This window comes from Kitasatospora sp. MBT66, from assembly GCF_000710405.2.
Classification (GTDB): Bacteria; Actinomycetota; Actinomycetes; order Streptomycetales; family Streptomycetaceae; genus Kitasatospora; species Kitasatospora purpeofusca.
In genome coordinates this window covers 839,799-866,239 of record NZ_JAIY01000003.1, presented here as the reverse complement: position 1 = coordinate 866,239, position 26,441 = coordinate 839,799, and the positions used below count along the sequence as shown (strand labels likewise).

General features: G+C 74.8%; 24 protein-coding genes and 1 riboswitch. Of the genes, 9 read left to right on the top strand and 15 right to left on the bottom strand.

The window, feature by feature from the left end; all coding sequences use genetic code 11:
- Positions 1-103: 103 nt before the first annotated feature.
- Positions 104-2,620 carry a SpoIIE family protein phosphatase gene (locus tag BI06_RS05900; RefSeq protein WP_051740289.1) on the bottom strand — a complete coding sequence of 839 codons (2,517 nt, stop codon included), beginning with the start codon at positions 2,618-2,620 and terminating at the stop codon, positions 104-106.
- Positions 2,621-2,647: 27 nt separating this feature from the next.
- A complete protein-coding gene (locus tag BI06_RS05895; RefSeq protein ID WP_082558327.1) occupies positions 2,648-6,385 on the bottom strand; it encodes a HAMP domain-containing protein in 3,738 nt (1,245 codons plus the stop codon).
- A 224-nt stretch (positions 6,386-6,609) separates the two neighbouring features.
- Between BI06_RS05895 and BI06_RS05890 the strand changes: the two genes are divergently transcribed.
- Positions 6,610-6,933, top strand: a complete 324-nt coding sequence (locus BI06_RS05890) for a hypothetical protein (RefSeq protein WP_043465546.1) — start codon at positions 6,610-6,612, stop codon at positions 6,931-6,933.
- Between the two features lie 373 nt (positions 6,934-7,306).
- On the opposite strand, the gene BI06_RS05885 is transcribed toward BI06_RS05890, so the two are convergent.
- On the bottom strand, positions 7,307-7,750 hold the full coding sequence (locus BI06_RS05885) for an ATP-binding protein (protein WP_233290019.1): 444 nt from the start codon (positions 7,748-7,750) through the stop codon (positions 7,307-7,309).
- A gap of 23 nt (positions 7,751-7,773) precedes the next feature.
- Positions 7,774-8,367, bottom strand: coding sequence for an STAS domain-containing protein (locus BI06_RS45400; RefSeq protein ID WP_082558286.1), 594 nt, complete (start codon positions 8,365-8,367; stop codon positions 7,774-7,776).
- 239 nt (positions 8,368-8,606) lie between these two features.
- On the opposite strand from BI06_RS45400, the gene BI06_RS05875 reads away from it, so the two are divergent.
- Positions 8,607-9,140, top strand: a complete 534-nt coding sequence (locus BI06_RS05875; protein WP_051740288.1) for a DUF6328 family protein — start codon at positions 8,607-8,609, stop codon at positions 9,138-9,140.
- Positions 9,141-9,307: 167 nt separating this feature from the next.
- Positions 9,308-9,493 carry a CsbD family protein gene (locus BI06_RS05870; protein ID WP_030395120.1) on the top strand — a complete coding sequence of 62 codons (186 nt, stop codon included), beginning with the start codon at positions 9,308-9,310 and terminating at the stop codon, positions 9,491-9,493.
- 136 nt (positions 9,494-9,629) lie between these two features.
- Here BI06_RS05870 and BI06_RS05865 read toward each other — a convergent pair whose 3' ends face one another.
- The 3 genes from BI06_RS05865 to BI06_RS05855 form a co-directional block, all read right to left on the bottom strand.
- The gene (locus BI06_RS05865; RefSeq protein ID WP_043465544.1) at positions 9,630-10,430 is read right to left on the bottom strand and encodes a VOC family protein; all 801 of its coding nucleotides are present in this window, start codon (positions 10,428-10,430) and stop codon (positions 9,630-9,632) included.
- A 129-nt stretch (positions 10,431-10,559) separates the two neighbouring features.
- Positions 10,560-11,000 carry a hypothetical protein gene (locus BI06_RS05860; RefSeq protein WP_051740287.1) on the bottom strand — a complete coding sequence of 147 codons (441 nt, stop codon included), beginning with the start codon at positions 10,998-11,000 and terminating at the stop codon, positions 10,560-10,562.
- A 170-nt stretch (positions 11,001-11,170) separates the two neighbouring features.
- Complete coding sequence (locus BI06_RS05855) at positions 11,171-11,629, bottom strand: SRPBCC family protein (RefSeq protein ID WP_030395118.1); 459 nt, start codon at positions 11,627-11,629, stop codon at positions 11,171-11,173.
- Positions 11,630-11,973: 344 nt separating this feature from the next.
- Here BI06_RS05855 and BI06_RS05850 point away from each other — a divergent pair, with 344 nt between their 5' ends.
- The 3 genes from BI06_RS05850 (at position 11,974) to BI06_RS05840 (ending at position 13,338) form a co-directional block, all read left to right on the top strand.
- The gene (locus BI06_RS05850) at positions 11,974-12,198 is read left to right on the top strand and encodes a hypothetical protein (RefSeq protein WP_043465542.1); all 225 of its coding nucleotides are present in this window, start codon (positions 11,974-11,976) and stop codon (positions 12,196-12,198) included.
- Between the two features lie 137 nt (positions 12,199-12,335).
- Positions 12,336-12,992: a HemK2/MTQ2 family protein methyltransferase gene (locus tag BI06_RS05845; RefSeq protein WP_043466272.1), complete on the top strand. Its 657-nt coding sequence runs from the start codon at positions 12,336-12,338 to the stop codon at positions 12,990-12,992.
- A gap of 70 nt (positions 12,993-13,062) precedes the next feature.
- On the top strand, positions 13,063-13,338 hold the full coding sequence (locus BI06_RS05840) for a CDGSH iron-sulfur domain-containing protein (RefSeq protein ID WP_051740286.1): 276 nt from the start codon (positions 13,063-13,065) through the stop codon (positions 13,336-13,338).
- Positions 13,339-13,356: 18 nt separating this feature from the next.
- Here BI06_RS05840 and BI06_RS05835 read toward each other — a convergent pair whose 3' ends face one another.
- From BI06_RS05835 to BI06_RS05815, 5 genes are all read right to left on the bottom strand, one after another.
- A complete protein-coding gene (locus tag BI06_RS05835) occupies positions 13,357-14,373 on the bottom strand; it encodes an iron-containing redox enzyme family protein (RefSeq protein ID WP_043465538.1) in 1,017 nt (338 codons plus the stop codon).
- 235 nt (positions 14,374-14,608) lie between these two features.
- Positions 14,609-14,992, bottom strand: coding sequence for an STAS domain-containing protein (locus tag BI06_RS05830; protein WP_051740285.1), 384 nt, complete (start codon positions 14,990-14,992; stop codon positions 14,609-14,611).
- Positions 14,993-15,261: 269 nt separating this feature from the next.
- The gene (locus tag BI06_RS05825; protein ID WP_233290018.1) at positions 15,262-16,239 is read right to left on the bottom strand and encodes a SigB/SigF/SigG family RNA polymerase sigma factor; all 978 of its coding nucleotides are present in this window, start codon (positions 16,237-16,239) and stop codon (positions 15,262-15,264) included.
- Positions 16,240-16,545: 306 nt separating this feature from the next.
- Positions 16,546-16,911 carry a hypothetical protein gene (locus BI06_RS05820; protein WP_043465536.1) on the bottom strand — a complete coding sequence of 122 codons (366 nt, stop codon included), beginning with the start codon at positions 16,909-16,911 and terminating at the stop codon, positions 16,546-16,548.
- A 216-nt stretch (positions 16,912-17,127) separates the two neighbouring features.
- Positions 17,128-18,393, bottom strand: a complete 1,266-nt coding sequence (locus tag BI06_RS05815) for a glycosyltransferase (RefSeq protein ID WP_043465534.1) — start codon at positions 18,391-18,393, stop codon at positions 17,128-17,130.
- 193 nt (positions 18,394-18,586) lie between these two features.
- On the opposite strand from BI06_RS05815, the gene BI06_RS05810 reads away from it, so the two are divergent.
- Positions 18,587-19,726 (top strand): D-isomer specific 2-hydroxyacid dehydrogenase family protein, encoded by a 1,140-nt coding sequence (locus BI06_RS05810; protein ID WP_233290017.1) that lies wholly within the window; start codon positions 18,587-18,589, stop codon positions 19,724-19,726.
- A gap of 207 nt (positions 19,727-19,933) precedes the next feature.
- Positions 19,934-20,626, top strand: a complete 693-nt coding sequence (locus BI06_RS05805; RefSeq protein ID WP_233290016.1) for a hypothetical protein — start codon at positions 19,934-19,936, stop codon at positions 20,624-20,626.
- A gap of 112 nt (positions 20,627-20,738) precedes the next feature.
- Here the strand turns inward: BI06_RS05805 and BI06_RS05800 are convergent, their stop codons facing one another.
- The 3 genes from BI06_RS05800 to BI06_RS05790 all read right to left on the bottom strand — a co-directional run bounded on the left by BI06_RS05800 (position 20,739) and on the right by BI06_RS05790 (position 25,633).
- Positions 20,739-21,209: a hypothetical protein gene (locus tag BI06_RS05800; RefSeq protein ID WP_043465530.1), complete on the bottom strand. Its 471-nt coding sequence runs from the start codon at positions 21,207-21,209 to the stop codon at positions 20,739-20,741.
- 55 nt (positions 21,210-21,264) lie between these two features.
- Positions 21,265-22,392, bottom strand: coding sequence for a prenyltransferase/squalene oxidase repeat-containing protein (locus tag BI06_RS54660; RefSeq protein ID WP_051740284.1), 1,128 nt, complete (start codon positions 22,390-22,392; stop codon positions 21,265-21,267).
- Positions 22,393-22,498: 106 nt separating this feature from the next.
- A riboswitch (cobalamin riboswitch) is annotated at positions 22,499-22,638 on the bottom strand.
- Between the two features lie 226 nt (positions 22,639-22,864).
- Positions 22,865-25,633: a M4 family metallopeptidase gene (locus BI06_RS05790; RefSeq protein WP_051740283.1), complete on the bottom strand. Its 2,769-nt coding sequence runs from the start codon at positions 25,631-25,633 to the stop codon at positions 22,865-22,867.
- Between the two features lie 383 nt (positions 25,634-26,016).
- Here BI06_RS05790 and BI06_RS05785 point away from each other — a divergent pair.
- Positions 26,017-26,441 (top strand): cupredoxin domain-containing protein (locus tag BI06_RS05785; protein ID WP_043465528.1); only part of this gene is annotated, 425 nt, incomplete at its 3' end.

Below are 26,441 nucleotides of genomic sequence, written 5' to 3'. Positions count from 1 at the left end.
CTACCCGGTCCCTCGGCTTCCATGCCTGCCTCTCGTGTGAAGACTTCGTGAAGGACCGACCGCGGGGGTGCGGGCCGGTCCCGGGCGTCCGTTCCTCGGGTGCTCACTCCGCCGGCTCCTCCGACGTCCCGGCCGCCCGGTCGACCGAGATGCCGACCAGGCAGGTGTCGTCGTCGGTGTCCGCGCTGCTGTAGCGCAGCAGGTGGTCCAGATGGCTCTCCAGGGAGTCGGGTGTGCCGTCCTTGGCGAGGGAGGTCTGCTCGCTGAGCGACAGCAGGCTGTCCAGGGAGGCCTGGACGGACTCGTCGCGGCGTTCGATGAGGCCGTCGGTGAACATCACCAGCGTGTCGCCGGCCCGCAGCTCGAGGTGCGACTCCTCGTAGTCGGCGTGGTCGAGCGCGCCCAGCAGGATCCCGCCCGGCTGAGGCAGGGCGCTGGCCCGGCCCTCGCGGAGCAGGACCGGCGGCAGATGGCCGGCCCGGGCCCAGCGCAGCCGCCGGGTCCCGGGGTGGTAGAGAGCGCAGACGGCGGTGGCCGTGACGCTGTCGGTGAGGTGGTGCGTGACGCTGTTGAGCCAGGTCAGCAGCTGGGCCGGACCGGCGCCGGTGGCGGCCAGGCCGCGAAGGGCGTTGCGCAGGGCGACCATGCCGGTCGCGGCCTCGATGCCGTGCCCGGCGACGTCGCCGACGCACAGCAGGATCTCGCCGGAGGGCAGGGCGAGCGTGTCGTACCAGTCGCCGCCGACCAGGTGGTCCTTCTCCGCAGGGCGGTAGCGCACGGCGACCTGGAGGTCGTGCAGGGTGAGCGGGCCGCGGGCGGGCGGCATGATGGCGTGCTGCAGCTGGAGGGCGAGCCGGCTGCGTTCGGCGGCCTGCTGCTCGCTGTGCGCCAGCTGGTCGCGGGTGGCGGCGAGGGCGACCTCGGTCCAGTGCTGGGCGGAGATGTCCTGGTAGGCGCCGCGGACGGTGGTGAGGGCCGAGTTCTCGTCGTGCACCGGTTCGGCGACGACGCGGATGTGGCGGGCGACGCCGTCGGAGCGCTGCAGCCGGAAGGCGGTGGAGGCCGGGCGCCGGTGGTGCAGCAGGGTGCGCAGGAACCGGCCGATCGCCGGGCGGTCGTCGGGGTGGGCGTGCTCGGGCAGCTGCTCCAGGGCGATCGGCTGGGCGGTGGGGGGCAGGCCGTGCAGGTCGAACAGGGTCTCGTTCCAGGCGATCTGGCCGGTCTGGACGTTCTCCTCGAAGCCGCCGATCCGGCCCAGGCGCTGCGCGTGCTGGAGCAGCCGGGCCACCCGCGGCGTGCCGTCGTCGAGCCGCCAGATCACCACGATGTGCCGGCCGTGCCGGCTGATGCTGACCTGGGCCCGGGCGAGCAGCGGGATGCCGTCGACGGTGGCGGCCAACCGCATGTCCGTGGTGCGGAACGGCTCGCCGGTGGCGAACACGTGCTCCACCTTCTCGGCCAGGCCCCCGGCCTCGGCGGCCAGCGGGTAGGCCTCCAGCAGGCGCGCGCCGGCGACCGCGCTGTTCGGCCGGCCGGCGAAGTCGACGAACGCCGGGTTGACGTGCCGGACGGCGAACTCCAGCGGCAGTTCGGCGCGGCCGGGCGCGAGCCGGAGGATCAGGCAGGGGTCGAGGACACCGTCGGTGAGCCGCTGCAGGTCGTCGAACTCGCGGTCGGCCCGCTCCGGGCCGGTGGGTTCGGTCCAGGGCTCCAGGGTGGTGGCGCACAGCTCCGCCAGCGCCTCGAACTGGCGCTGGAGGGGCTGGGACTGCGGGGGCAGGTCGTGGGGCCAGCAGATCTCCAGCACGCCGATCAGCCGTCCGCCGGTCCCGGCCGGCACCGCGATGCGTCCGCCGGTGTACTCGTGCTGACCGATGGTCGGCAGCGCCGCCTGCACCAGGGTGGAGTGGGCGACCGTCTCCCGTTCGTCGAGCGCCCGGCGGGCCGGGGTGGACACCCCGGGCGGGACGTACCGCCAGCGGCGGGCCTCCGCCTCGCTGAAGCCGGCGCTGCCCTCGAGGGTCAGCGACTGGTCGGGGTGGGCGGCCCAGATCGCGACGGCGACGGCGCCCAGCGGGCGCAGCGCGGTCGCGAGCATCGAGCCGGCCACCGACTCGCTGTCGCCGGCGGCCAGGCTGTGCGCCTCGGCGACGCGCAGCCGTACCGCGGCCTCCTCCTGAGGGTCCACGGAGGAGGTGATGAACTCGCGGGCGATGGCGGAGATCCGGTCGGCGGCGACCTGGTTGACCAGTTCGGCGGCGAACTCCAGCACGGGCAGGCCGGCCTGCCCGGCGAGCGCGGTCAGCTGGGCGGCCGCCTCCGTCGGTCCGCAGCGCAGCCGTTCGACCAGGACGCCGGCGGCCATCTCGACCAGCGACCGGCCGGCGGCGTCGGCCTGGGCCCGGGCGAGTTCCGCGCGGAGGTTCTCCACCGTGGCGGCGAGGCGGGTGACCGCCGCGGGGGCCGGGCGGGTATTGGCGGGCCGGTCGTCCGCGGGCTCGCGCTGCGGTCCGACCGTGGCTGTTCCGGTGAGGGGGAATGTCCCCGCAGTACGGTCCGCAGTACGGTCCGCGGGTTGGTCGTCGGGTTGATGCAGGGGCTGGTCCTGGGGCTGGTGCACGGCGGTCTCCTGACGATCGGGTGCGGGTCAGCTCTGTCCGGGGTTCAGTGCCCGGGCGGTGAGCTGGTCCCTGATCCGGCCGATCAGGTCGGCGGCGTCGACCGGTTTGGTGATGTAGTCGCTGGCTCCGGCGGCGAGGCTCTTCTCCCGGTCGCCGAGCATGGCCTTGGCGGTGACGGCGATGATCGGCAGCCGCTCGTGCTCGGGCATCGCGCGGATCGCGGCGGTGGCGGTGTAGCCGTCCATCTCGGGCATCATGACGTCCATCAGGATGACGTCGATCGAGGCGTGGGTGGCCAGGGCGTCCAGTGCGGCGCGCCCGTTCTCGGCCTGCAGCACGTTCATCCCGTGCAGTTCGAGGATCCCGGTGATCGCGTAGAGGTTGCGGTCGTCGTCGTCCACGACCAGCGCGGTGCGGCCGGCGAGGCTCGGGTCGGCGTCGGGGTCCCACGCCGGTGCGGTACGGGCCGTGCGCGGGCGGATGTCCTCGGGCCGTTCGGCGCTCATGTGCAGGGCGACGCGTTCGCGCAGCTCGTCGAGGCTGGAGAGGATCTCCAGGGGCCGGGCCGCGCCGCGGGTGAGCAGGTCGTCGTCGGTGGCGACGACGCGGCTGCGGTGGGCGAGCACGGGGACGGACTGCAGGGCCGGGTCGCCGTCCATGTCCTTCAGCAGGGCGAGCGCGGCGCCGTCGGCCAGGTCGAGGTCGAGGACCAGGCAGTGGCACGGCCCGTCGGCCAGGGTGGCGGCGGCCTCGTGGACGCCGACGGCGGTGATGATCTCCACCTCGCGCCCGTCGGTGCGGGGCAGGTCGGCGAGGGCGTTCTCGGCGACGAGGCCGAGCAGCCCGTTGGCGCGGGCCTCGACGACGAGCAGGCGGCGGGCGGGCAGCGGCGCCGCGGGCCGGTCGGCGAGCGGCGGACCGCCGACGGGCTCGACGGCCGCGGCCGAGGCCGCGGCGGGCTCGGACAGGTCGGGCCGGGTGATGGGCAGGTAGAGGGTGAAGGTGCTGCCCTGGCCGAGGGTGCTCTCGACGGTGATCGCACCGCCCAGCAGGTAGGCGATCTCACGGCTGATCGACAGGCCGAGACCGGTGCCGCCGTACTTGCGGCTGGTGGTGCCGTCGGCCTGCTGGAAGGCGCCGAACACCGTCTCCAGGTGCTGCGGGGCGATGCCGATGCCGGTGTCGGTGACCCGGAAGGCGACCACCGGACCGTCCCGGCGCACGCCGTCGGGCAGCTCCGCCTCGTCGGCGGCCTCGACGCGCAGGTCCACGCCGCCCTGCGTGGTGAACTTGACGGCGTTGGAGAGCAGGTTGCGCAGCACCTGGCGCAGCCGGTAGTCGTCGGTGCGCAGCTCGCCGGGGACGCCGTCGCCGGTGCGCACGGCGAAGGCCAGGCTCTTCTGGCCGGTCATCGGGCGGAACGTCACCTCGACGTACTCGACCAGGGTGGCCAGCGGCACCGTCTCGATGTTGAGGTCCATCTTGCCGGCCTCGACCTTGGACAGGTCGAGGATGTCGTTGATGAGCTGGAGCAGGTCGGAGCCGGCGGAGTGGATGATGCCCGCGTACTCGACCTGCTTGGCGGTGAGGTTCCGGGTGGGGTTCTGGGCGAGCAGCTGGGCGAGGATGAGCAGGCTGTTGAGCGGGGTGCGCAGTTCGTGGCTCATGTTGGCCAGGAACTCCGACTTGTACTTGGAGGCGACGGACAGCTGGTGGGCGCGGTCCTCCAGTTCCTGGCGGGCCTGCTCGATCTCCAGGTTCTTCGCCTCGATGTCGCTCTTCTGCGCCTCCAGCAGCTCCGCCTTCTCCTCCAGCTCGGCGTTGGAGACCTGCAGTTCCTCCTGGCGGGCCTGCAACTCCTCGGAGCGGGCCTGGAGTTCGGCGGTGAGGCGCTGGGACTCGCCGAGCAGCTCGTCGGTGCGGGCGTTGGCGACGATGGTGTTGACGTTGACGCCGATGGTCTCCATCAGCTGGCCGAGGAAGTCGCGGTGCACCGGTGTGAACGGCTGGACGGCCGCGAGTTCGATCACACCGAGGACCTGGTCCTCGACGATGATCGGCAGCACCATCAGGGCCAGCGCGTCGGTGCGGCCCAGTCCGGAGGTGGCGGACAGGTAGCCGGGGGGCAGCTGGTCGACCGCGATGGTGCGGCGGCTGCGGGCGGACTGGCCGACGAAGGACTCGCCGAGCCGGAACAGGCCGGGCCGGGAGGAGTCGCTGGGGAAGGCGTAGGAGGCGACCAGGCGCAGCACCGTCCCGTCGTCGGTCTCCTCCGCGAGGTAGAAGGCGCCGCACTGCGCGGAGACCAGCGGGGTCAGCTCGTCCATGATGGACTCGGCGACGACGCCCAGGTCCCGCCGGCCCTGCATCAGCGCGGAGAAGCGGGCGAGGTTGGTCTTCAGCCAGTCCTGGTCCTCGTTGGCGCGGGTGGTCTCGCGCAGGGACTCCACCATGAAGTTGATGTTGTCCTTGAGGTCGGCGACCTCGCCGGAGGCGTCCACGGTGATCGAGCGGGTGAGGTCGCCGGCGGTGACGGCGTTGGTGACCTCGGCGATGGCTCGCACCTGGCGGGTGAGGTTGCCGGCGAGTTCGTTGACGTTCTCGGTGAGGCGCTTCCAGGTGCCGGAGACGCCCTCGACCTCGGCCTGGCCGCCGAGCCGTCCCTCGCTGCCCACTTCGCGGGCCACCCGGGTCACCTCGGCGGCGAACGAGCTGAGCTGGTCGACCATGGTGTTGATGGTCGTCTTGAGCTCCAGGATCTCGCCGCGCGCGTCGACGTCGATCTTGCGGGTGAGGTCGCCGTTGGCCACCGCGGTGGTGACCTGGGCGATGTTGCGGACCTGGCTGGTGAGGTTGTGCGCCATGAAGTTGACGTTGTCGGTGAGGTCCTTCCACGTCCCGGCGACGTTCGGGACCCGGGCCTGCCCGCCGAGCGCCCCCTCGGTGCCGACCTCGCGGGCGACCCGGGTGACCTCGTCGGCGAACACCGACAGGGTGTCGACCATGGTGTTGATCGCGTCGGCCAGGGCCGCGACCTCGCCCTTGGCCTCCACGGTGATCTTCCGGGAGAGGTCGCCCCGGGCCACCGCGGTCGCCACGTCCGACATCGAGCGGACCTGGCCGGTAAGGTTGGACGCCATCACATTGACGTTGTCGGTGAGGTCCTTCCACGTCCCGGACACGCCCCGGACGGTGGCCTGGCCGCCGAGGTTGCCCTCGGAGCCGACCTCCCGCGCCACCCGGGTCACCTCGCCCGCGAACGCCGACAGCTGGTCGACCATCGTGTTGACGGTGTTCTTGAGTTCGAGGAGTTCGCCGCGCGCGTCGACCTCGATCTTCTGGGTGAGGTCGCCCCGCGCCACCGCCGTGGTCACCTGGGCGATGTTGCGCAGCTGCCGGGTGAGGTCGCCGGCCATCGCGTTGACCGCGCCCGTGAGGTCGAGCCAGGTCCCGGCCGCGCCGGGGACGTGCGCCTGGCCGCCGAGCCGGCCCTCGGAACCGACCTCCCGCGCCACCCGGGTCACCTCCGAGGTCACCCGGGCGAGCTGCTCGACCATGCCGTTGAAGACGGTGGCGATCTCCCCCGGCACGCCCGGCAGGTCGGACCCGAGCCGGGTGCGGAAGTCGCCGTCCCGGACCGCCGTCAGGCCGACGAGCAGCTCCCGCAGGACCTGGTCCGGCCGGTCGGGACCGTCCGCTCGGCCTGCACGGCCTGCACGGCCCGCACGGCCCGCTGCGGTGCCGGGCGCTCGGTGTTCGTCCATCCGTCCACCGTCCGGATCGACCGCGCGGCCGGACCGCTCCACGGCGGCTCCGACCGGTGGGAGCGGCGGCGCCGCCCCGCCTCCCACTGTGCCACCGTCCCGCCGCCGGTGACAGACGGGACGGCCGGGGCGGGAGCGACACCAGGACCCCAGGCCCGTTTTGCCCTCGTTCCGCCGGGTAGGCGCCACCCGCCAAGGACGTGGCCGACGGAAGGAGCGCCGCCATGCCCCGAGGATCGAGCCCCAAGCGGGAGCGCCAGTACGAGCACATCAAGGAGAGCGTGCTGGAGCGCGGCGAGAGCGAGGGCCGCGCCGAGGAGATCGCCGCCCGTACGGTCAACAAGGAACGCGCCCGGCACGGCGAGTCCAGGACCTCCAGCCGCAGCTCCGTCCAGGACATCTCCTCCGGCCGGCGGGGCGGGCAGCGCTCGCACCGGGGCGCCGGCGGTCCCACCTACGACCAGCTGTACAACGAGGCCCGGCAGCGCAATATCGAGGGCCGGTCGAAGATGAACAAGAACGAGCTGGCCCGCGCGCTCGGCCGCTGATGCCGCCGGGGCCTTTCGGGTGAGGACGGGTGAGGACACGTGTCCGACCCGCCCACCCGCATCGACGAGGCCCCGCCACGACCCGGAAGGGAGGCACGGCCGCCATGACCGTCCCACCACCCGTCCATCCGGACACCGAACCGTTCCCGCACCCCGACCCCGCACCGCGGCCGACGCCGGACCCGGCGCCGCCGCCCGTACCGCCCTTCCCGCCGCCGGACCCCGACCCCGGCCCGCCCGCCGTACCCGAGCCGGGTCCGGCGACGGAGCCCCGGCCGCTCGGCGGCTGAGGCGGGCGGGGCCTGGACCACGGTGCCCGAACCGCCGGGAGCGGTTCGGGCACCGTGTGGTCGGGAGGTGGCGGTCCTCTGGTTCAGAGGCCGTGCTCCAGGGGGGACGGCACCTCCAGCCAGACCGACTTGCCGCCGTCCTCGGGCCGCGATCCCCAGGCGCGGGCGAGCCGTTCGACCACGCGCAGGCCGTGGCCGCCCGGCTGCCCCGGGTCGGCGAACGGGCGCAGCTCCGGCGGGACCGGGCTGGCGTCGCTGACCTCGACCCGCAGTCGCATGGTGTCCCAGCGCAACCGCAGCTCGCGCGGCCCGCCGGGGGCGTGCAGACAGGCGTTGGTGACCAGCTCCGAGACCATCAGCAGGACGTCCTCGAAAACGGCCACCTGCTCCTCGTCGGGCCAGCCGTCGCCGTCGACCGCCAGCCAGTGCCAGTCGAGCAGTGCCTGACGGCTGAAGTCCCGGCACTGCTGCACGGCACCCTCGCTGCTGCTCAGCGGCAGCCGCCGGGTCTGGTCCCGATCCGGCACGGCAGCGGCTCCGCGGCCGTTCATCACGGCCGCTCGCGTGCCGCGGGTCCGGGATCGTCCGGGTCGCCGGGGCCGCCGGAGTCGGCGCTGTCAGGGCTGTCAGGGCTGCCGGGGCTGTCGGGGCTGCCAGGGCTGCCGGGGTCGTGGGAACCGGTGGGCTCCGCCGGGTCGCTTCCCGCCGCCAGCGCGACGGCGACGTCGGGATGGATCCGCAGGACGGTGTCCGCCCCGGTGACCGCGAGCAGCCGGACCACGACGGGGCGCGGCCCGGCGAGCTCCAGCCGGACGCCGGCCGGCTCGGCCTCCTGCCGGGCCCGCAGCAGGATGTTCAGCCCGGTCGAGTCGCAGAAGCTCAGCTCGGCGAGATCCACCAGGATCCGGGCCAGGCCCTCTTCCGGAAGTCCGGCGAGCGCCGTGCGCAGCCCGTCGGCCGAGTCGCGGTCGAGCTCTCCCGCGAGGGACACGATCCGCACCGGACCGGTGCGCCGCACCTCGATCCGCAGCTCCCCCGTGCGGTACGCGCGCGGCGGGTGCGGTTCCGGCCCGCCGACAGGTCCGGCGCCCGGCCCCACACCCTGCTCCCCCGCGTCCCCTGCGGCCCCGGCGGACAGATTCATGGCTGGCTCCCGGTCCGGTCCGAACGGCCTCGTGCCGTCCGGACCATGATGCCGCGCGGCGGATCGCACCGCACGGACAGCGGGCACCGGCCGGTGCGTTGCTCGACAGCCGGGGCCCGGCGCTGTTCCGGTCCTCAGGTCCACGCCCCGCGTTTGCCCTGGCCAGACACGGCTACACGCGGGGTGAGCCCGGGGACGACCAGCGACCGACCGCGACACCCGGGGCGGAGGTGAGCCGGATGCCACCGGAGACAGCCGGGCCGGAAGGCACCGCCGCGGCCCACACAGGGCGGCAGGAGTCCGCCGACGAGCGCGCCGACCGGCGGTGGAGCGACCTGCTCCAGGAGGTGCGGGTCGCGCAGACCGGCTCGCAGATCCTGTTCGGCTTCCTGCTGAGCGTCGTCTTCATGCCGCGCTTCGCCCAGCTGGGCGGCTTCGACCGCGATCTCTACGTGATCACCGTCGTCCTCGGCGCGCTGGCCACGGGCGCGCTCACCGCACCGGTCTCGTACCACCGGCTCTTCGCCGGCCACCGGCGCAAGCCGCAGCTGGTCGACGCGGGGGCCCGGCTGGTCGCGGTCGGTCTGGTGCTGCTGGCACTCACCGTGGGCACCTCCCTGCTCCTGCTGCTGCGGGTCGCCACCGGAAGCGCGGCGGCGGCCTGGATCGCGGGGGCGGTGATGGCCTGGTTCGCGGCCTGCTGGCTGCTCCTGCCGATGCTCCAGCTGCGCCGGCGGCACGACGGACGGAGCGACCGGCGGTCCGCCGACTGAGCCGTAGCTCCCGGCTTCCGCGTGCCGGAACCCGGAACCCGGGAGTCGAGAGCCGGGAGTCGAGAGCCGGGAGCCGGGAGTTGCGGGGCTGACGCATGGAACGGCCGGGCGGGGGCAGACGCGCCTCGGGCGGGCACCGGCTCGTCCATCGAAGGGAGGCAGGACCCATGGCCACCGACGACAAGATCCGCAATATGGCCGAGAAGGCCCGTGGCAAGGCCAAGGAGGTCGCCGGAAAGGCGACGGGCGACCGGACGATGGAAGCCGAGGGGCGTGGCACCCAGGCGAAGAGCGACCTCAAGCAGGCCGCCGAGAAGGTCAAGGACGCGGGCAAGGACGTCGGCAAGCACTGACCCCGCCACCGACACCCCCGCGGTCGACGGGACGGAGCGGCCCACGCCGGACGGGCCGCCGCACCGATGACCCGTCCCAGCGCGTCGTGCGGCCCCGCTGCCAGGTCTGGCAGCGGGGCCGCACGACCGTCCGCGGTCAGCCGGTCGGGTCCTCCGGCGTCGGCCAGGTGATCACCGAGAAGGCTCCGCCCTGCGAGTCGGCCAGGACGGCCAGCCGGTTGGTGCCCATGTCGAACGCCGGAGTGAGGACGGTGCCGCCGGCGCGGACGACGGCCGTCTGGATCGCGTCGACGTCCTCCACGTTGAAGTACGGCTGCCAGTGCGGCGGGACGCCGGGCGGGAAGGTGGAGAGGTCCATCATCCCGCCGACCGCGCGGCCGTCGACCTTGAACTCGATGTACCCCTCGGCGCCGGGCGCCTCGGAGCGGCCGGTGGTGACCGGCAGCACGGCGGTGTAGAAGGCGGCTGCGGCCGTGCGGTCACGGGTGGCGAGCTCGTTCCAGATGAGCGCGCCGTGCTCGTTCACGATGCCCGCGCCGTCGAAGGTCCCGGGCTGCCAGAGGCCGACGACGGCGCCGGTCGGGTCCGCGATCACGGCCATCCGGCCGAGGTCCATGACGTCCATCGGTCCCGCCACCACCGAGCCGCCCGCGTCGGTGACGGTCTTGACGGCGGCGTCGAGGGAGTCCGTGGACAGGTAGGTCGTCCACACCGTCGGCGGCATCGGGTCGGGGACGGTGCCGTCCGGGTTCATCGCCTTCATGATCCCGGCGACCGGCTTGCCCTTGAGGGTGCAGACCGCGTAGCCGCCCTGCTCGGCGGGCCCGACCTCGCCCTGCCAGCCGAACACCTCGCTGTAGAAGTCGAGGGCCGCCTGCTGGTCGGGCACCATCAGGTCGATCCAGCACGGGGTGCCGGGCTTGTAGGGGCCGTTCATGTCGGGCACGGATGCCTCCGGGAGCGCGTTCGGGGGACGGACGGGCGGTTCCGTACCCGGCTTCGGGCACCCGGAATCGGGCCGCACGAGTGACGCCCGCACCGGGCCCCCGGCGCCGGGATGCAGGGCTCAGCCGGCCGGGTCGTCGTCGGGGGCGTCCGGGTCGCCGTACTCGGCCCGCCACTCGCGCGCCCGGGCGTTGTGCCAGTCCACGCCCTGCTGCGCCTGGTGCTCGGAGAGGCCGCTGAGCGCGGCGACCTCGCTCAGCGGCACCGGGTCGTCGCGCTCAGCCAGGACGCGGCAGACCTTGGCCGCCCACTGCTCCTCCGGGACGAACGGGCGGTCGCGGTAGACCCCGACCAGCACCGCGAGGTGCTCGGCCGAGCAGGCGGTGACGACCCGCTCGCCGTCGAGCCGCGGGTCCGAGTCGTGAACGACGGAGGAGTCCGGGACCAGCGCGCCGAGCAGTTCCTCGACGAGGACGACCCGGCCGCAGTGGTCGCAGAGGTCGTACGCCGACGCGTCGTGCGCGTCGGCGCCACCGTCCTCCGGGGGTTCGTAGCGCTCCACGCCCGACGCCTACCCGATGAACCGCCCGACAACCACGGCGGTTCGCCCGACGGAGGCGGCCGGCCCGGGTGACGTCGAGGCCGGGAGAGGGTCCGCGCGGACCGGGCACGACGGCGCCCCCGGTCCACCGACGGGTACCGGGGGCGGCGTCGCGGGTACCGCGACCGGGCTCAGCCCGGGGTGATGCGGCCTCGCCAGCCTCCCTCCGCCCGTCCCTGCTCCTCGATGAAGTCCTTGAACCGCCGCAAGTCGCCCTTGACCCTCCGGTCGACCATGCCCATGGCGGAACCGGCCTTCTCGACCAGGCCCTCGGGCTGAAAGTCCATGGCCAGGCTCACCCTGGTGTGCGTGTCGTCGATGCTCCGGAAGGTGACCACGCCCTTCTGCCGGACATCGCCGTCGACGGTCCGCCAGGCGATCCGCTCGTCCGGCAGCTGGTCGACGATCTCGGTGTCGAACTCGCGGCTGACGCCGCCGACGCTGGTCCGCCAGTGGTTGTGGCGGTCGTCCACCTGGGTCACCGCGTCGACGCCCTCCATGAAGCGGGGGAACTCCTCGAAGAGGGTCCACTGGTTGTAGGCCGCGTGCAGCGGCACGTCGACGTCGACCGACTCCTTCACCATGCTCATGCGGTGCCTCCCTGCTGGTTGCGGTGCTGGTGCTGGTACTACGGCGGGTCGGGGGCGTGAGCTCCCGGTCCCGACCGCGCGTCTGCCCCGGCGGCCGGTCGATAACCCCCGGGACCCGAAGCCCCCCGCCCCGGGGAGTCCTCGTCAGCCGCCGGAGCACCGAGCCCACCGAGGCCCACGGAGGCCCACCGAGGCCCACGGGAGCCCTGGGAAGCCCTGGGAAACCCGCCGGATCCTCAAACCTCGGAGCGCCGGAACCGTCCCAGTGGGTCCCATCCGGTGGCCGACCGGCGCGGCCCGGGATTCCATGGGGAGGGCCCGGACCCCTGCTCAGGGAGGCAGTCGTGTACGAGATGTGGGCCGAGACCGATGCGGCGGAGGAGCCGTCGGGTCTGATGTGGCACGTGGTGTCGAAGGACGACGCGTCGACGGCGCTCTGCGGGCAGTTGCTGGAGGTGTCCCGCCGGGTCGTGCCGAACGGTATCGAGACACCCGTCGGGATGCCGGACCGCTACTGCGATCCGTGCCTGGTGTCGGTGCGCGAGACCATGGCGGCCGCCGACAACTGAGCGCGGGCCGGTGGGCGGAACCACCCGTTCGACAACCCGTCCCCCTCCGGCTCCGCGGGCTGCCGGCGGTGCGCTCCGCCTGGGCCGCACCCGGAGGCCTGTGGTGTGGGAGCCGCCCGGTGGGGCAGGCGCCCGGCATGTTGGTGATCAGAGCGCCTGGGGTCTACGCACCCCAGGGAGACACGGAACTACTCGTCGCCTGCGTGCGCCGTGAGCGTCTGGACGGCGCCAGCCGGGTGCTCGACCTCGGCACCGGGACCGGGGCGGTGGCCCTCGCCGCCGCCCGGTCCGGTGCCCGGGTGACGGCGGTGGACCTCTCCGCCCGCGCCGTCCTCACCGCCTGGCTGAACACCCGGCTGCACCGGAGGCGCGTCGAACTGCGTCACGGCGACCTCACCGGCCCGGTGGCCGGGCGGCGGTTCGACCTGGTCGCGTCCAACCCGCCGTACGTGCCCGCCGAGGGACCGGCCGGAACCCCTGGGCGGGGCCCGGCGCTGGCCTGGGACGCCGGGCGGGACGGGCGGCTCGTCCTCGACCGGCTCTGCCGCGAGGCGCCGCGGTTGCTGACCGACGGCGGCGTGCTGCTGGTCGTGCAGTCCTCGCTGGCGGATGTCCCGGCGACCCTGGCCGCGCTGCGCGGCGCGGGCCTGCGCGCCGCCGTGGTCGCCCGCCGTCGGCAGGCCTTCGGGCCGGTGATGACGGCCCGGGCCGGGCTCTTCGAACGGCTGGGGCTGATCGGGGCGGGCGTGCGGGAGGAGGAACTGGTGGTGGTCCGCGGTGTCCGGACGCGCTGACGGTGACGCTGCCGGTCACGGCGCCGAGGGGTCGGCGCGGCCTCCTGTGCCGCGGTCGGTAGGACCGTCGGTGGGACCGTCGGCGCGGCCTCCGGTACGGGTGACGGTGCTGGCGGAGGGCCCGATCCTGGTGGAGGGTCCGGTGGAGGTGGTCGGCCCGGACGGCACGGTCCGGCTCTGCGAGCGCCCGGTGGTGGCGCTGTGCGCCTGCCGACGCAGTCGGCACCAGCCGTTCTGCGACACCAGCCACCGCCGTCACGGCGCCCGTCGCGACCGCGACCGTTCCGGCGGGCCTACCGGCTCCGGCGGGTCGGCCGGGTACGTCGGGCCGACCGGGTACGTCTGACCGACCGGCTCCGGCCGGTCAGACGGCTCCGCCGGGTCCGTCGGGCAGGGCTGAGCGCAGCGAACTGCGGCCCGCCCGCCAGTGGTCCAGCAGGTGCGCGGCGAACCGCCCGTCGACCGCCGCGGCCGCCGCCATCCCGAAGGCGATGTCCCGGGCCAGCTCCGGTTCGGTCGCCGTCAGCTCGTCGATCACACCGCGCCGCACGAGTTGCTCGTGCACGGCGTCGGCCTCGATGTGTTCGCGGTAGAAGAGCGTGCCGTCCGGCCCCGCCCCCAGTCGTGCGAGGGCCGTGGCGAGCCTGGCCGCACCCGGCGGGGAGGTGATCTCGATCGCCGCGAACTGGCCGACGGCCGCACCGCGAAGCGACCGGTGCAGGCCGAACAGCGTCATCAGGTTGACCACCGCCAGCGCCGACGCGGGCACCGCGTCCAGGTAGTGCCCGTACGACGGGTCCAGACCGAGGTCGGCCATCATCCGCGCGAACAGCAGCGCGTGCGCCCGTTCGGGCCGTCCGGCGCCGTACTCGTCGTAGGTGATGGTCATCAGCATCGCCTGGGCCGGACCGTGGATCCTCGGCAGCAGCCACAGCTGCGGGTCCGCCTCCTTGAGGTGGTAGACGGAGCGGTGCACCAGGTACTCCCTCGCCTGCCAACGCTCGCCCTCGGTCAGGAGGTGGCTGGACGGGCCGCCGTCGCCCGTCGCGGTCAGCAGGTCTTCCACCAGCTCCGCGAGTGGTGGCACCGGCCCGGCCTCGGCCCGGACCGCGGCGAGGAACGGGCGTTCCAGGGACTGCCGGAACCCGAGCAGCCCGGTGTCCCACTCCCAGCCGGGGTCGACCCCGGGCAGACCGCGGTCGTGCAGTTCGTAGCAGAGGTGGAGCGCGAGTTGGTGGTCCTCGCCCCAGGGGTCACCGCCCCCGGCCGGCGCCGGACGGGCGCTCCCTGGACGGCCGGCCCCGTCGGGAGGGCCGGCGGTGACCAGCTCCACCACCGCCGCGGAGAGCGGGCCCCGGGCGAGCCGCGCCAGCTGCCTCATCGTCCGTTCCTCCCTGCCGCGGATCGGCGCGCCGCCCGCGTCCGCCTTCGCACCGCGAGCCCCCGGGCCCGCGCCCCGGCCACGATCCGTCCTTGCTGCCTCATCCCGGCCACCTCGTCCCGTCGGCCTCCTGCTCCGTATGCGCGGTCCGGCCCCGCACCCACCGACCCGCACCCTCCGCACCGTCCGCCCGCACGGTCTGCGGGTGGGGCTGGTGGCGCGGGTGGCGCGGCGGTCACGGCGGCGGGCCGTCGCGGAGGGCGAACGCGTCGGTGGCACCGGTCAGTTCGAGAACGCGCCGGACGACCGGCCGGGGACGGGCGAGTTCGATCCGGCTGCCCTGCTCCCGCGCCCTGACAGCGGCGTCGAGCAGTTCGGAAAGGCCGGTGGAGTCGCAGAACGCGAGGTCGCCGCAGTCGATCAGGACGACCGTGCCGGGCGCGGCGAGGGCGTGGTCGAGGGCCTCGCGCAGCCCGGCCACGGAGTCCAGGTCGAGTTCCCCGTGCAGGACCAGGACGGTGCCGCGGGCCCACGGTCGGGCGCGGGTGGTGAGTCCCACGGCCCGGTCCGGCGCGGTCACGCTGCCGACAGGGGGTGGTCGGGGCGGGTGGCGGGTCATGACGGGTGCTCCTGTTCGTCCGCGGTACCTGTCGGGAGGTCGGGGGGCGGCAGTCGCGAGTCGGTGGGCCGGACGTCGGACTCCGACCCTTCGGTGGTAGGACGGCGGGCGGCGGACGCCGCACCGGGCACAGCCGACGGCCTCCGGATTCCGCGGCGATCCGCGTCCGTCGTGCTTCCCGCCCCTCACAGCGCGGCTAACCGGGGTGAGGGGCGGGAAACATTGGGAGAGGTGCGGGTTGTCGGGGACGGGACGAGTACTTCCCCGGGTCAGCCGGAACAGCGGTCCCGGCGGGGGTCGGGGTCGGGCGGGTCGTCGTTCCAACCGGTCGCGTCGCGGTCGTCCAGCTCTTCCCGGAGGTGTGCCAGGGTGACCGAGAGCAGCCGGGACACGTGCATCTGCGAGACGCCGATCCGGTCGGCGATCTCCGACTGCGTCCGGTCCTCCCAGAACCGCAGTTCGAGCACCTTCTGCTCGCGCCTCGGCAGCCGCCCGAGCAGGGGACGGACGGCGGTACGGAACTCGGCCAGCTCGATGCCCGGGTCGCAGGATCCGAGCCGGTCCAGCAGGGCACTGCCGGACTCGTCGGCGTCCTCCTCGCGCAGCGCGTCGAGGGAGTCCGACCGGTGGACCCGGACGGCGATCAGCCCCTCGGCGACCTCCTCCGTGCTGAGGTCGAGCGCCTCCGCGATCTCCTCGGGGCGCGGCAGCCGGCCGAGCTCCTGCTCCAGCCGGTCCGAGCCGCGCGCGACCGCGAGGTAGCACTCCTGCATCCGTCGCGGCACCCGCACCGGCCAGGAGGTGTCCCGGAAGAACCGCTTGATCTCACCGGCGATGGTGGGGATGGCGTAGGTGACGAACTCGACGCCACGGCCCGGGTCGTAGCCGTCGACCGCCTTGATCAGGCCGACGGTGCCGACCTGGAGGATGTCGTCCATGTCCTCGGGGCGGTGACGGAAGCGCCCGGCGATGAAGCGCACCAGTGGCATGTTGAGTTCGATGATGGTGCCACGCACATAGCTGTAGGCGTGCGATTCGCGGGCCAGCCCCGCGAGGCGGTCGAAGAGCGCGTCGCTCAGCTCACGCGCCTCGGTCTTGCCCATGGCCCGCAGCTGCGCCTCGGAGGGGCGCGGGGGAAGGTCCGCCGGCAGGTCGGTCGCCGCCACGGGCGGCGGCACGTCGGGGGGCGTGGGCGGTGTGGGGAGCGGAGCGGCTCTGTGGCCGGTTCTCAGGGTCGAGGTGAGCACGGTGGTTCTCCTGGGCAGCGGGACGGCCTCGGACCGCGAGAGGGGTGGGCGGGTTCGTCCGCGTGCTGCGGTCCCTCTTCCCGAAGACCTCTGCCCGGCTACTTCGGGCGACGGTCCAGGTGGCGCCCTGTCCGGGCGCGGGAACGGTCCGCGGTGCGGTTCGGCCGCTCCATTGGTCGTCCTACCCGGAACAGGGCTGTTCATTCCGTTTTCGACCGGTCCGCTGCCCCGGCGCGGGTGAATGCACGCCCGGCGTCACCCACTGCCGAACGTCGCCTGCTGTCGGGAGTCGACCGCTGTCCGGCCTCAACCGCCGTCCACCCGGTCCGGCCGCCCCGGCCGCCCCGCGCGACGGGGGCGACGGGGGCGACGGGGGCGTCGGCGGACGAGGCGGACCAGGAGCAGCAGTACCGACGGCAGCCAGATCGCCGCGAAGGGTGCCAGCGCCGCCGCCGTGTGCACGCTGGCGCCGACCATCAGCAGCCCGAGCGACAGCGACGCCATGACCACCAGCACCGTCGCCGGCACCCGCGCGACGGAGTCCAGCACCCGGATCGGCAGCACGCACCGCATGGTCCGCAGCCGCCGGTCCAGGCCGCGGTCCGCCCGCAGGTCTCCCTCGATCTCCGCCAGGATGCAGCGTTCCCGGCTCGACAGGCCCGGTCCGTCCATCACCACCACCTCCGCACCACCGTGCTCCGGCCCCTCCGACACCGGGCGGGTGCCCAGGTCGCCGCACCGTCAATCCGGCCGACGGCGCACCGGCGCCACGGCACACCGGCGGGAGGCGGGGGCGGGAGACAGGGCGCGAGGCGGGAGCCGGGATGCGAGGCGGGAGCCGGGATGCGAGGCGGGAGCCGGGATGCGAGGCGGCACAGCGGCCCCGGGTCAGAACCCCCCGTCGATCAGCAGCCGCGCGGCCACCTCCGCGCCGTCGGTGCGGATCCCGGCGGCCACGGCTGCGGCCCGCTCCCGGGTCCGCGGTGCCAGGACGGTCCGCAGCGCGGCGGCGAGGGACTCCGCGGTCGGAACGGTCGTGTCGTGCACCGCGCCGATGCCGAGCTCGGCGACCCGGGCGGCCCAGTACGGCTGGTCGACGATCTGCGGGACCACCAGCTGCGGCGCACCGGCCAGGGCGGCCGCCGTCGTGGTGCCCGCGCCGCCGTGGTGCACGACGGCGGAGACCCGGGCGAACAGCGCCTGGTGGTTCACCTCGCCGACCACGAAACAGTCGTCCGGGACGGCCGCCGCGGACCCGCTGCCCGCGCTGCCCGCTCCGGTCGCTCCGCCTTCGCCGCCTGACAGTTCCGCCCAGCCGCTGCCGACGACCACCCGGCGGCCGACCGCCCGGGCCTGCTCGACGGCCAGTCGGGCGACGTCCTCCGAACCACGCATCGGCATACTGCCGAAGCCCACGTACACCGGGGGCCCGCCCGCGTCCAGGAAGGCGGTCAGCGCGGCGGGCAGCGGGCGCGGGTCCGGCAGCAGCCAGGCTCCGGTCTGCACCACGTCGAGTTCGGCGGGCAGCCGCCACGGGCCGAGGACCGGGTCGGTGGCCAGCCACGGCCGCCCGGTGAGGACGTGGTCGCGGACGTTCGCCACCGTCGGCAGGCCGACCGACACCCGGTGCGCGTCGACGGCCCCGCCGAACAGCGCGTTCATGCTCTCGACGTCCAGCTCCCACAGCTTCGCGTTGTCGGCCCCCTCGGGCGGCGCGGGGCGGCCCGGGTACCGGAACGGAGGGTGGTGCGGCGACGGCAGGACGGTCGGCTGCAGGCCCGCGTAGACGTACCCGGCACCCGCCTTCTCCGCCGCCGCCATGGCACCGGCCGCGCTCGGGAAGAGCCCGGTCGCGACGACCGCGCCGCCCGCCGCCGCCTGCCCGAGGACCGCCTCGTAGGAGGCCGCCGTCAGCCGCGCCACCCGGGTGGGGAAGTCCGTCGGCGCCGACGACGCCGCACCGGTCACCAGGGGCCGCACCGCGTCGCCGACCGGCACCAGCGGTACGCCGAGCGCGGCCGACCTGGCCGCGAACTCCTCGTCCGGCGGCGCGCAGAGCCGTACGTCCGCGCCCAGCTCGCGCAACCGCACCGCGAGTCCCAGCAACGGCTCGACGTCCCCCCGCGACCCGTACGTCGACAGCACTACGCGCATCCCGCGCCCCCTCCACATCTGGCGTTCCGGTGCCTTTCCGGCTCCGGCGTCGGCTTCGACGGGTGATTCTCCGACGTCACCGGGGTCTTGCCGCAAGCCCCCCGGTCCGCTGTAGCTTGGCAGTGGTGATGATCATCGATCGGCTGCCACGCGCTGTGCCACGCTCGTGAGGCTCCGGCCGGGAGCGGAGGGTGTGTTGGGGCGGTATCGGATCCTGTTGCTGGACGCGGCGCCCGGGGACCTGCTCGGCGTGGAGCTGGAGCGCCTGCTCGGCCACGGCCTGGCGGTCACCCTGAACCTGCGGCGGGTCGCCGACCGGGCGGGCGCGCGGGCCACCTGGGGCGGGCGCGTGGGGTTCACCGACTTCGACCCCTTCGACGAGGCGGCCCTGATCGCCGAGACCCTCCGCGACGGCGGGCACCAGGCCGTCAAGTCCCGGGCCGGGGTGCCGTTGCGCGCCGCGTTCCTGGCCGCCACGGCCGGTGGCGCCGACGCTTCCGGGGCGGCCGGTGCTTGCGGAGCGGCCGGCGTTTCCGGGGCGGCCGCCGTTTCCGGGGCGGCCGGCACCGCGACCGGGGCGCTGCGGGTGATCGGCCGGGCCGGGGCGGGCACCGATCACGTCGACCTCGCCGCAGCCACCCGCCTCGGGGTCGCCGTCACCCACACGCCCGGGTCCAACGCCGACGCGGTCGCCGAGTTCGCCCTGGCCCAGCTGCTCGCCCTGACCCGGGACCTCGCGGGCCACAACACGGCCTCGCACCGGGGTGATTGGCGCAGTCCGGCGGCACCGGCCCGGGCGCTGTCCGAACTGACCCTCGGCATCCTCGGCCCGGGCCGGATCGGCCGAGCACTGGCCGGACGGGCCCGCGCCCTCGGCATGGCCGTCCAGGGCCTCGGCCGCACCCCGGCCGAGGGGGACGGCGTCCGGCGGGCGGACTCCCTGGCCGAACTGCTGGCGACCAGCGACGTGGTGTCCGTCCACCTGCCGCTCACCGCGCGGACCCGGGGGCTGGTCGGCCGCCGTGAGCTGGCGCTGCTGCGGCCGGGGGCGATCCTGCTGAACACCGCCCGGGGCGGGATCGTCGACGAGCGGGCCCTGGCCGACGCCCTGCGCGATCCCGGGCACCCGCTCGCGGCGGCGGCCGTCGACACCTTCGAGCACGAGCACGCCGCGTTCGACTCACCGCTGTTCGGACTCCCGAACGCCCTGCTGACGCCGCACGTCGCGGGAATGACCCGCAGCGCGATGGCCGAGGCCGCCGTCCGCTGCGCCGACCACATCGCCGCGCTGCTGTACGGGCGTCCGGACGGCGTTCCGGTGGCGAACGGCTGACGGCTGGCGGCTGGCGGCTGACGGCTGACGGCTGGCGGCTGGCGGCTGGCGGACCGTCGGTCCCGACCCTGCCGTTCGGCAGGGTGGGAGCGCCCGGGTGGGCTCGGTAATTGTGCCGATCGGCACATGTGCGGGTGGGGGTGCCGCGACCAGGATTGGGGGCATCGAGAGGGCGGCCGACCGGGCCGCCGGGGAGGGAGACCCACCGTGTTCCGCATTCGTACCAGCATTCGTACCCGTAACCGTGCCGCCGTCCGGACCGCCCGGGCGACCGCTGCCGCCGGGCTGGCCCTCGCGGCGCTCACGGGCGTCGCACCGGCCTCCGCCGACGCCCTGTCCGTCCCCGGGTCGGACAGCTCCGTACCCGACGGCCGGGACGGCCGGGCCGAGCGACCGGCCAGCGTCAGCGGCAAGGCCCGGGTCTCGTACGCCTTCTCCCCGGACGACGAGATCTGGTTCACCGTCGACGCCCGGGCGAAGCCGTACTCCCGCCCGCTCCCGGGCACCAAGGCGCCCGACGGACTGCCCACCGACGCCGTCGGCACGGTCCGCTACTCGCACCGCGTGGCCGCCACCGGCGTGGTCTACAGCGCCGAGGCCGCGGTGGACTGCCTGAGCACCGGCGGCCCGGTCGCCACCCTGACCGCCGTCGTCACCACCTCGGACACCGGGAACGCCAACGAGAGGATCGGTCTGAGCATCTACCGGGGCAGCGGCCGCGACGGCGCCCGCCTCGGCTTCTCCTGGGGCGTGGCCAATCTCGACATGGGTCCCGACCAGAAGCCCTACCAGCCGGTGGTCGGCACCTGCATGGCCCCGGCCCCGTTCGCCCCGGTGATACGGGGCGGCTTCACCGTCCACCACGTGGAACTGGAGGCCCCGAAGGCGCCCGGCCGGTAGGGCACGGTCCGCCCGGTCGCCGGGGCGTGGCCCGCCCGACGGACACCGTGCGGACGCCGGCCGATCTCCAGGCCGAGCGTCCGCACGGAGAACCCACCGGGCGGGTCCGGGGTCAGGGCGCGGTGATGCCCGGCTGGGCACCGGCACCGAAGGACCAGCCCTCGACCTCGCCCGGGGCCGGGTTGTAGGAGCCGGCGCCGAGGTTGCTGTAGGACCACGGGCCGCCGTGCGCGGCGTGCCAGTACGACCAGTAGGCGGTGCCGGTCGGGTTGGTGCAGGTCGTCGGCAGGGTGTTGATCTTGCAGACGAAGCCCGGGAAGCGCGGGTGGAAGGCGTAGGAGAAACCGGCGCCGGTCAGGGCGGCGAGGCCGCTGGCCGGGTCCCCAGGGGCGCAGCCGGTCTCGATGCCGCCACCGAGGGCGGTGAAGTCGACGACGACGGTGACCCCGGAGCTGCCGGAGCAGGCGGCGGCCCGGGCCGGCGGGGCGGTCGCGGTGGAGACGCCGAGCAGGCCGGCGGTGAGGGCCGCGGCGGCGGCGAAGGCGCCGAGGGTACGGCGGGCGGGACGGGCGGAGGTGGTCATGGGGGTGCTCCTCGGGTGCGGCGGACGGCGGTGCGGGGTCACGGGCGGGCGACCGTCAGGGGCGCGCGGCCGGGGCCGGGCAGGCCAGGGTGGGGGCGGACGGGCGGGCGCCGTGGGCGCTGAGGCCGGCGAGGCCCTGACCGGAGAGGCCGAGGACGGCCTGAGCGGTGGCCCGGGCGGCGTTGGCGGGGTTGAAGCCGCTCGCGTCGTAGGCGACGGCGCCGCGCACGGCGGGATCGGCCGAGCAGCCCTGCTGGAGCTTCACCAGGCTGCTCCAGCCCTTGAGGCCGCTGACGAACCGGCCGCCGGGGAGCAGGGCGGCGGTGGCCAGGCCGGTGCTGTTGGCGTTGGAGGCGGTGGCACCGGCCGCGGCGAAACCGCCGTCGGTGTTCTGGTGGGCCGTCAGCCAGTCCAGGCCGGCCTTGGCCTTGGCGCTGCGGCCGGTGGCGGCGAGGGCCTGGGCCGCGAGTGCGGTGGCGTCGGTGTCGGCGGTGCAGGTGGCCTGCCCGAAGGCGACCGGGAAGCCGCCGTCGGCGCACTGGGAGGCGGCCAGGAAGTCGACGGCGGAGGCCGGGGCCCCGCCGGGGGTGCGCTGGAGGGCGATCAGGGCGAGGGACTGGCCGAAGGCGTTGCTGTAGTCGCCCCACTGGGAGCGGTCGGAGAATCGGCCGCTCGGCGTCAGGAGGGAGCGCAGCCGGGCGGGCAGGTCGACGCCGCCGAAGGCCGACGGGGCGGTGCCGCGCACCTCGGCGGCCAGCAGGAGCTTGGCGGTGGCACCGGCGTAGGCCTCGGTGGTGCCGTCGCCGAGGTAGCCGCTCAGGATCTCGGGCCGGGCGAGCCAGGCGGTGGCGCGGGCGGCGGCCTCGTCGGCGCTGCCGGCGGCGGCGAAGGCGAGCACGGCGTCGATGGTGAGGCCCTGGTCGGGGTAGGCGGTGCCGTCGAAGACCGACTCGAAGTGGTCGCCGTTGACGAGCTGGCGGGCCAGCCAGCCGGCCGCGGCGGCGTCCGGGCGGTAGGTGGCGGCGTCACCGGAGGCCGAGGAGACCGAGGAGGCCGGGGCGGTGGGGGCCGGGGCCGGGGTGGCGGCCTGGGCGGCGGTGACGGCCGGGAGGGTGGCGGTCAGGGCCAGCGCGGATATCGCGAGCAGACGGAGCGGGCGGCGGCGGAGCGCGGAGGCGGACATGCGAGGCCTTTCCGGGCCTGGGCGCACGGGCGGCCACCGGCGACCGTGCGGGGCGAGCTGCCCGACGGCTCCGGGAGCCCCTGGCCGCAGACCACGACGGGAGGAGGGGACACACACCTCCGCCGACGGGTACTCGGGCTCGCCGCCGACTGCCGTCGGCGGCCTACCGTTGCGGGTCAGCGCCGGAATTCGACCGGACTTCCCCCGACGGCGGAGTCAGAACATGACGGCTCATGATGTCGGCTCGGCTGAGAGAGGGTCAAGGCCGGTTCGGGGTCGGACCGCCGGGGGTGCGGGGCGCACCGGTCCGGTCGTGCACGGCGCGCGGCACGCGGCACGCGGCGGCCCGGTGAGGACAGGGACCCGCCCGACCGCCGCAGGGATGCGGCGGCCGGGCGGGAGACCGGGGCGGACGGGGTCCGGGCTTCGGGGTCGAGAGCCCTGGTGCGGACCCCGGGGCAGCCGCCTCCGGTCAGCAGGTGCCGGCCGCGCGCTCGCGCACGACCAGATCGGTGCGCCCCGCCGTGGCGTCCAGCCAGACCACCCGGGTCCCCCGGTCGGCCACCGGGGAGTACTGGCCGCCCCGGTTGCAGGACATCCGCTCGGGGGTGCCGCCGGTGAGCGGGAGCTGCCAGAGCTTGGGCAGGTCGGTGTTCCTGGTCTCCCCCCGCGCGGCCTCGGCGAAGGTGACCGCCCGGTCGGAGGCGGTGAGGCCGGTGATCCGGCGCGGCTCGGTGCCGGTGCCGGGCCGGGGACCGGCGGGCAGGAGGTCGGTCGCTCCGGAGCCGTCCAGCGCGCCGGAGCGGATCGTGCTGCCCTTCGTCCGGTCGAAGGGCGTCTCCACCCACAGCAGTCGGCCGCCGGCCAGTCGGAGGCTGCCGACCGCGGTCTCGCCGGCGGCGTGCGCGTCGTCCACCACGTACTGGGCGACGACCTTGCCGGCGGCGAGCGAGTAGACGGTCGGCGCACTCACGGTCCGCTCACCGACCTCCCAGCTCTCGGTCCAGGCGAGCAGGCCGTCGTGGAAGGCCAGCCCGGCGGCCCGGTGGCCCTCCGGCAGCGCGATCGGCACCACCGGAGCCCCGGCGTGGGAGAGCACCGGCCCACTGCGGCCGGTCGCGTGGTCCGTCAGCAGGAAGGCGACATCACCGCCGGAGACCCGGACGTCGGCGACGAACCGGTTCGCGCCGGGGTGGACGCTGCGCACCGGCCCACCGTTGAGCGGCCGGGCCAGCACCTCCATGCCCCAGTTGCCGTCGGCCCCCGGTCCCATCGCCACCCAGGCAGCGATCGTGCCGTCGGTGGCGGGCCAGCCGTGCGAGCGGCCGTCCTCCGGGCTGAGCCGGACGGGCTCGGCGGAGCCGGTGACGGCGCCCGTGTGGACGGCCATGCTGCCCTTGGCGCCCTTGTCCGCGGTGGCCGCCACCCAGCGGCCGGCGGCGACATCCGGTGCCACGCTCTCGGTGGAGAGTTCGCGCAGCAGCGGGCGGCTGTCCACGCCGATCCGGCGCTGCCAGCCTTCCTTGATCCCGTGGGCGTCGAAGGCCGCGGCCACGGTGCGGAGTTGGGCACGGTCGAGGCCGAGCGCGCGGCCCGCGGCGAGCACCGCGTTGCGGGCGTCGACGAAGTCGTCCAGCGGGGTGAGGTACTCGGCGAGCGCGCGGTAGACCAGGCGGTCGGCGAGCAGCGGGTCGAGGCTGCGCCGGATGTCCCACAACGCGCCGGAGACGATGGTGGAGTTGATGTGGATGCCGCCGCTGTCGACCCCGGCGGGCGCCCCGACGTAGTCCGCGACGGTGGTGCGGCGGTCGTCCAGCCGGCGGCCGGCGCAGGCCTCGGGGGTGCCGGTGCGGCAGAGGTCCTCGCCGAGCAGCGCCGCCCTGGGGTCGGTCATCGGGATGCCTCGGCCGGTCACCTCGATGGCGTTGCCGAAGTAGTCGGCGACGGCCTCGTTGAGGGCACCGGACTGGCCGAGGTCGACGAAGTCCGCGGTGTACTTGACGACGCCGTGCGTCATCTCGTGGCCGGCCACGTCGCGTGCGACGGCGAACGGGCGGAACTTGGCGCTGCCGCCCCCGTAGACCATCTTCGTGCCGTCCCAGTAGGCGTTGTCCATGGGCGCGCCGTTGCTGGTGACGTTGACGACGGAGACGATCGGTCCGGCCTTGCCGTCGATCCCTTCGCGGCCCAGGCGGTCGCGGTAGAAGTCGTAGACGGCGGCGGCGTTGAGGTGGGCGTCGGTGGCGCCGCTGGTGCCGGTGGCGGCCGGGAAGTCGGTGGTCGCCGAGGCGGCCGGGAGGACGTCGGCGGGCAGTCGGCGGAAGTCCTGCTCGTCCCGGCCGGCCGCGTCGTAGGTGGTGACGGTGGCGGGGTGGGTGAGGTCGACGAGCTGGTAGGTGCCGTCCGGGAGTCGGCCGATGTTCACCCGGGCGGGGCGGCCGAGGGCGTCGGGCGCGGTGCCGGTGGCGGGTTCGAGGGCCGGGGCGGCGGCTGCCGCGTCGGTGGATGCCACGGCGGCCGGGGCGTCGAGCGGGTACGGGGCGCGCACCTGGTAGGAGAGCGCGACCTCCCCTACCGAGGCGTCCACGAACACCTCCTGCGCCTTCGTCGCCCAGGCCACCGGGTCGCTCCCGCGCACCGTGAAGTGTCGGGCGAGCCGGCCGGAGCCGCCGGGCAGCACCACCAGGCCGTGGTCCTCGGCCGTCGCGCCGGCCCGGGCCGCCCCGTCCTGGACCGCGCCGATCGCGAGCTGTCGCAGTGCCTCGTCCGGCACGGTCTGCGCGGTCGGTGCGGTGAGCCCGGTGAAGTACTTGCCGCCGGCCGACTCGACCCGCTGCCCGGCGCCCTCGCCGACCAGGTGGACCAGGTACCTGGCCCCGAATACGGGTATGCCGCCGTGCCGCTGCTCGAACCGGACGGTGCGCCGGCCGTCGGCGGCACGCTCGACACCGGCCTCGGCGAGCTGCGCGGGGTCGACCCGGTAGCGGTCCTGATGGGCGGCCAGGTGGGCGCGGGCCGCCTCGGCCGGGTTGTCGCCGGGGGCCGCCTCGGCGAGGCCGGTGACCAGCTGCGGAGCGGCGGTGTCCGACCCGGCGACCAGCCCGGGCACCGGGTCGGCCTCGGCGGACGGCCCACCGGCCGGTCCGGCGAACGCGGGCGGCACAGCCACGCCGAGGCCGAGCACGGCGGCGATCGCGACGCCGAGCAGCTTGGGTCCGGGTGTACGGGAACGGTGATGCACTGCGGTCCTCCCAGGGGAAGCGGCGGGCCTGACGGCATGCCAGGCCATGCACGGACGGCGGACGCCCGCCCCCACGGCTCGTCCGTTCTCCGGAGCCGGCGGTCCGTCCTGTGGATCAACATAGGCCATCTCTCTGCATATGTCGATCGACTGCATATACAGACCGACCGAAGCCCCGCACTCCCGACCGGAAACCCCCACCCACCACCCCGCCCCACCAGGGCAATTGACCCGCCACCCGAAACCCCGAACCCCTGGCGTCTACATCAAAGTAGACGAATTAGGGCGGCCTTAGTAAGGTTCACCTAATCTTCCCGGCCGCCGTCCGCACCTCGGCCGCAAGGCCACCGACCATGCCCCCGACCCTGACCGCTGGAGCCCGCATGTCCGCCCGTCGTTCCACCGCAGCCACTCTGCTCACCCTCGCCGTGGCGAGCGCCGCGCTGGCCGGCTGCTCGCAGAAGAAGGACGACAAGACCGCGGCCGACGCCGTCAAGGTCAACGCCACCGACACCGCCTGCGAGGTCTCCAGGACGACGTTCCCGGCCGGCCACGTCAGCATCGACATCGCCAACAAGGGATCCAAGGTCACCGAGGTCTACGTCTACGCCGCCGGCGACAAGATCGTCACCGAGCGCGAGAACATCGGCCCCGGCACCAAGGCCACCATCACCGCCGAGATCAAGGCCGGCTCCTACGAGGTCGCCTGCAAGCCCGGCATGGTCGGCGACGGCATCCGCCAGAAGATCACCGTCACCGGCGACGGCTCCGCCGCCCCCACCGACCCCCGCCTGGCCGCCGCCGTCGA

Excerpts from the sequence above, each read along its gene's own strand:
- BI06_RS05895 (WP_082558327.1), bottom strand. The coding sequence starts at position 6,385 with ATGGACGAACACCGAGCGCCCGGCACCGCAGCGGGCCGTGCGGGCCGT.
- BI06_RS05890 (WP_043465546.1), top strand. The coding sequence starts at position 6,610 with ATGCCCCGAGGATCGAGCCCCAAGCGGGAGCGCCAGTACGAGCACATC.
- BI06_RS45400 (WP_082558286.1), bottom strand. The coding sequence starts at position 8,367 with ATGAATCTGTCCGCCGGGGCCGCAGGGGACGCGGGGGAGCAGGGTGTG.
- BI06_RS05875 (WP_051740288.1), top strand. The coding sequence starts at position 8,607 with ATGCCACCGGAGACAGCCGGGCCGGAAGGCACCGCCGCGGCCCACACA.
- BI06_RS05870 (WP_030395120.1), top strand. The coding sequence starts at position 9,308 with ATGGCCACCGACGACAAGATCCGCAATATGGCCGAGAAGGCCCGTGGC.
- BI06_RS05865 (WP_043465544.1), bottom strand. The coding sequence starts at position 10,430 with ATGAACGGCCCCTACAAGCCCGGCACCCCGTGCTGGATCGACCTGATG.
- BI06_RS05855 (WP_030395118.1), bottom strand. The coding sequence starts at position 11,629 with ATGAGCATGGTGAAGGAGTCGGTCGACGTCGACGTGCCGCTGCACGCG.
- BI06_RS05845 (WP_043466272.1), top strand. The coding sequence starts at position 12,336 with ATGTTGGTGATCAGAGCGCCTGGGGTCTACGCACCCCAGGGAGACACG.
- BI06_RS05835 (WP_043465538.1), bottom strand. The coding sequence starts at position 14,373 with ATGAGGCAGCTGGCGCGGCTCGCCCGGGGCCCGCTCTCCGCGGCGGTG.
- BI06_RS05830 (WP_051740285.1), bottom strand. The coding sequence starts at position 14,992 with ATGACCCGCCACCCGCCCCGACCACCCCCTGTCGGCAGCGTGACCGCG.
- BI06_RS05820 (WP_043465536.1), bottom strand. The coding sequence starts at position 16,911 with ATGGACGGACCGGGCCTGTCGAGCCGGGAACGCTGCATCCTGGCGGAG.
- BI06_RS05815 (WP_043465534.1), bottom strand. The coding sequence starts at position 18,393 with ATGCGCGTAGTGCTGTCGACGTACGGGTCGCGGGGGGACGTCGAGCCG.
- BI06_RS05800 (WP_043465530.1), bottom strand. The coding sequence starts at position 21,209 with ATGACCACCTCCGCCCGTCCCGCCCGCCGTACCCTCGGCGCCTTCGCC.
- BI06_RS54660 (WP_051740284.1), bottom strand. The coding sequence starts at position 22,392 with ATGTCCGCCTCCGCGCTCCGCCGCCGCCCGCTCCGTCTGCTCGCGATA.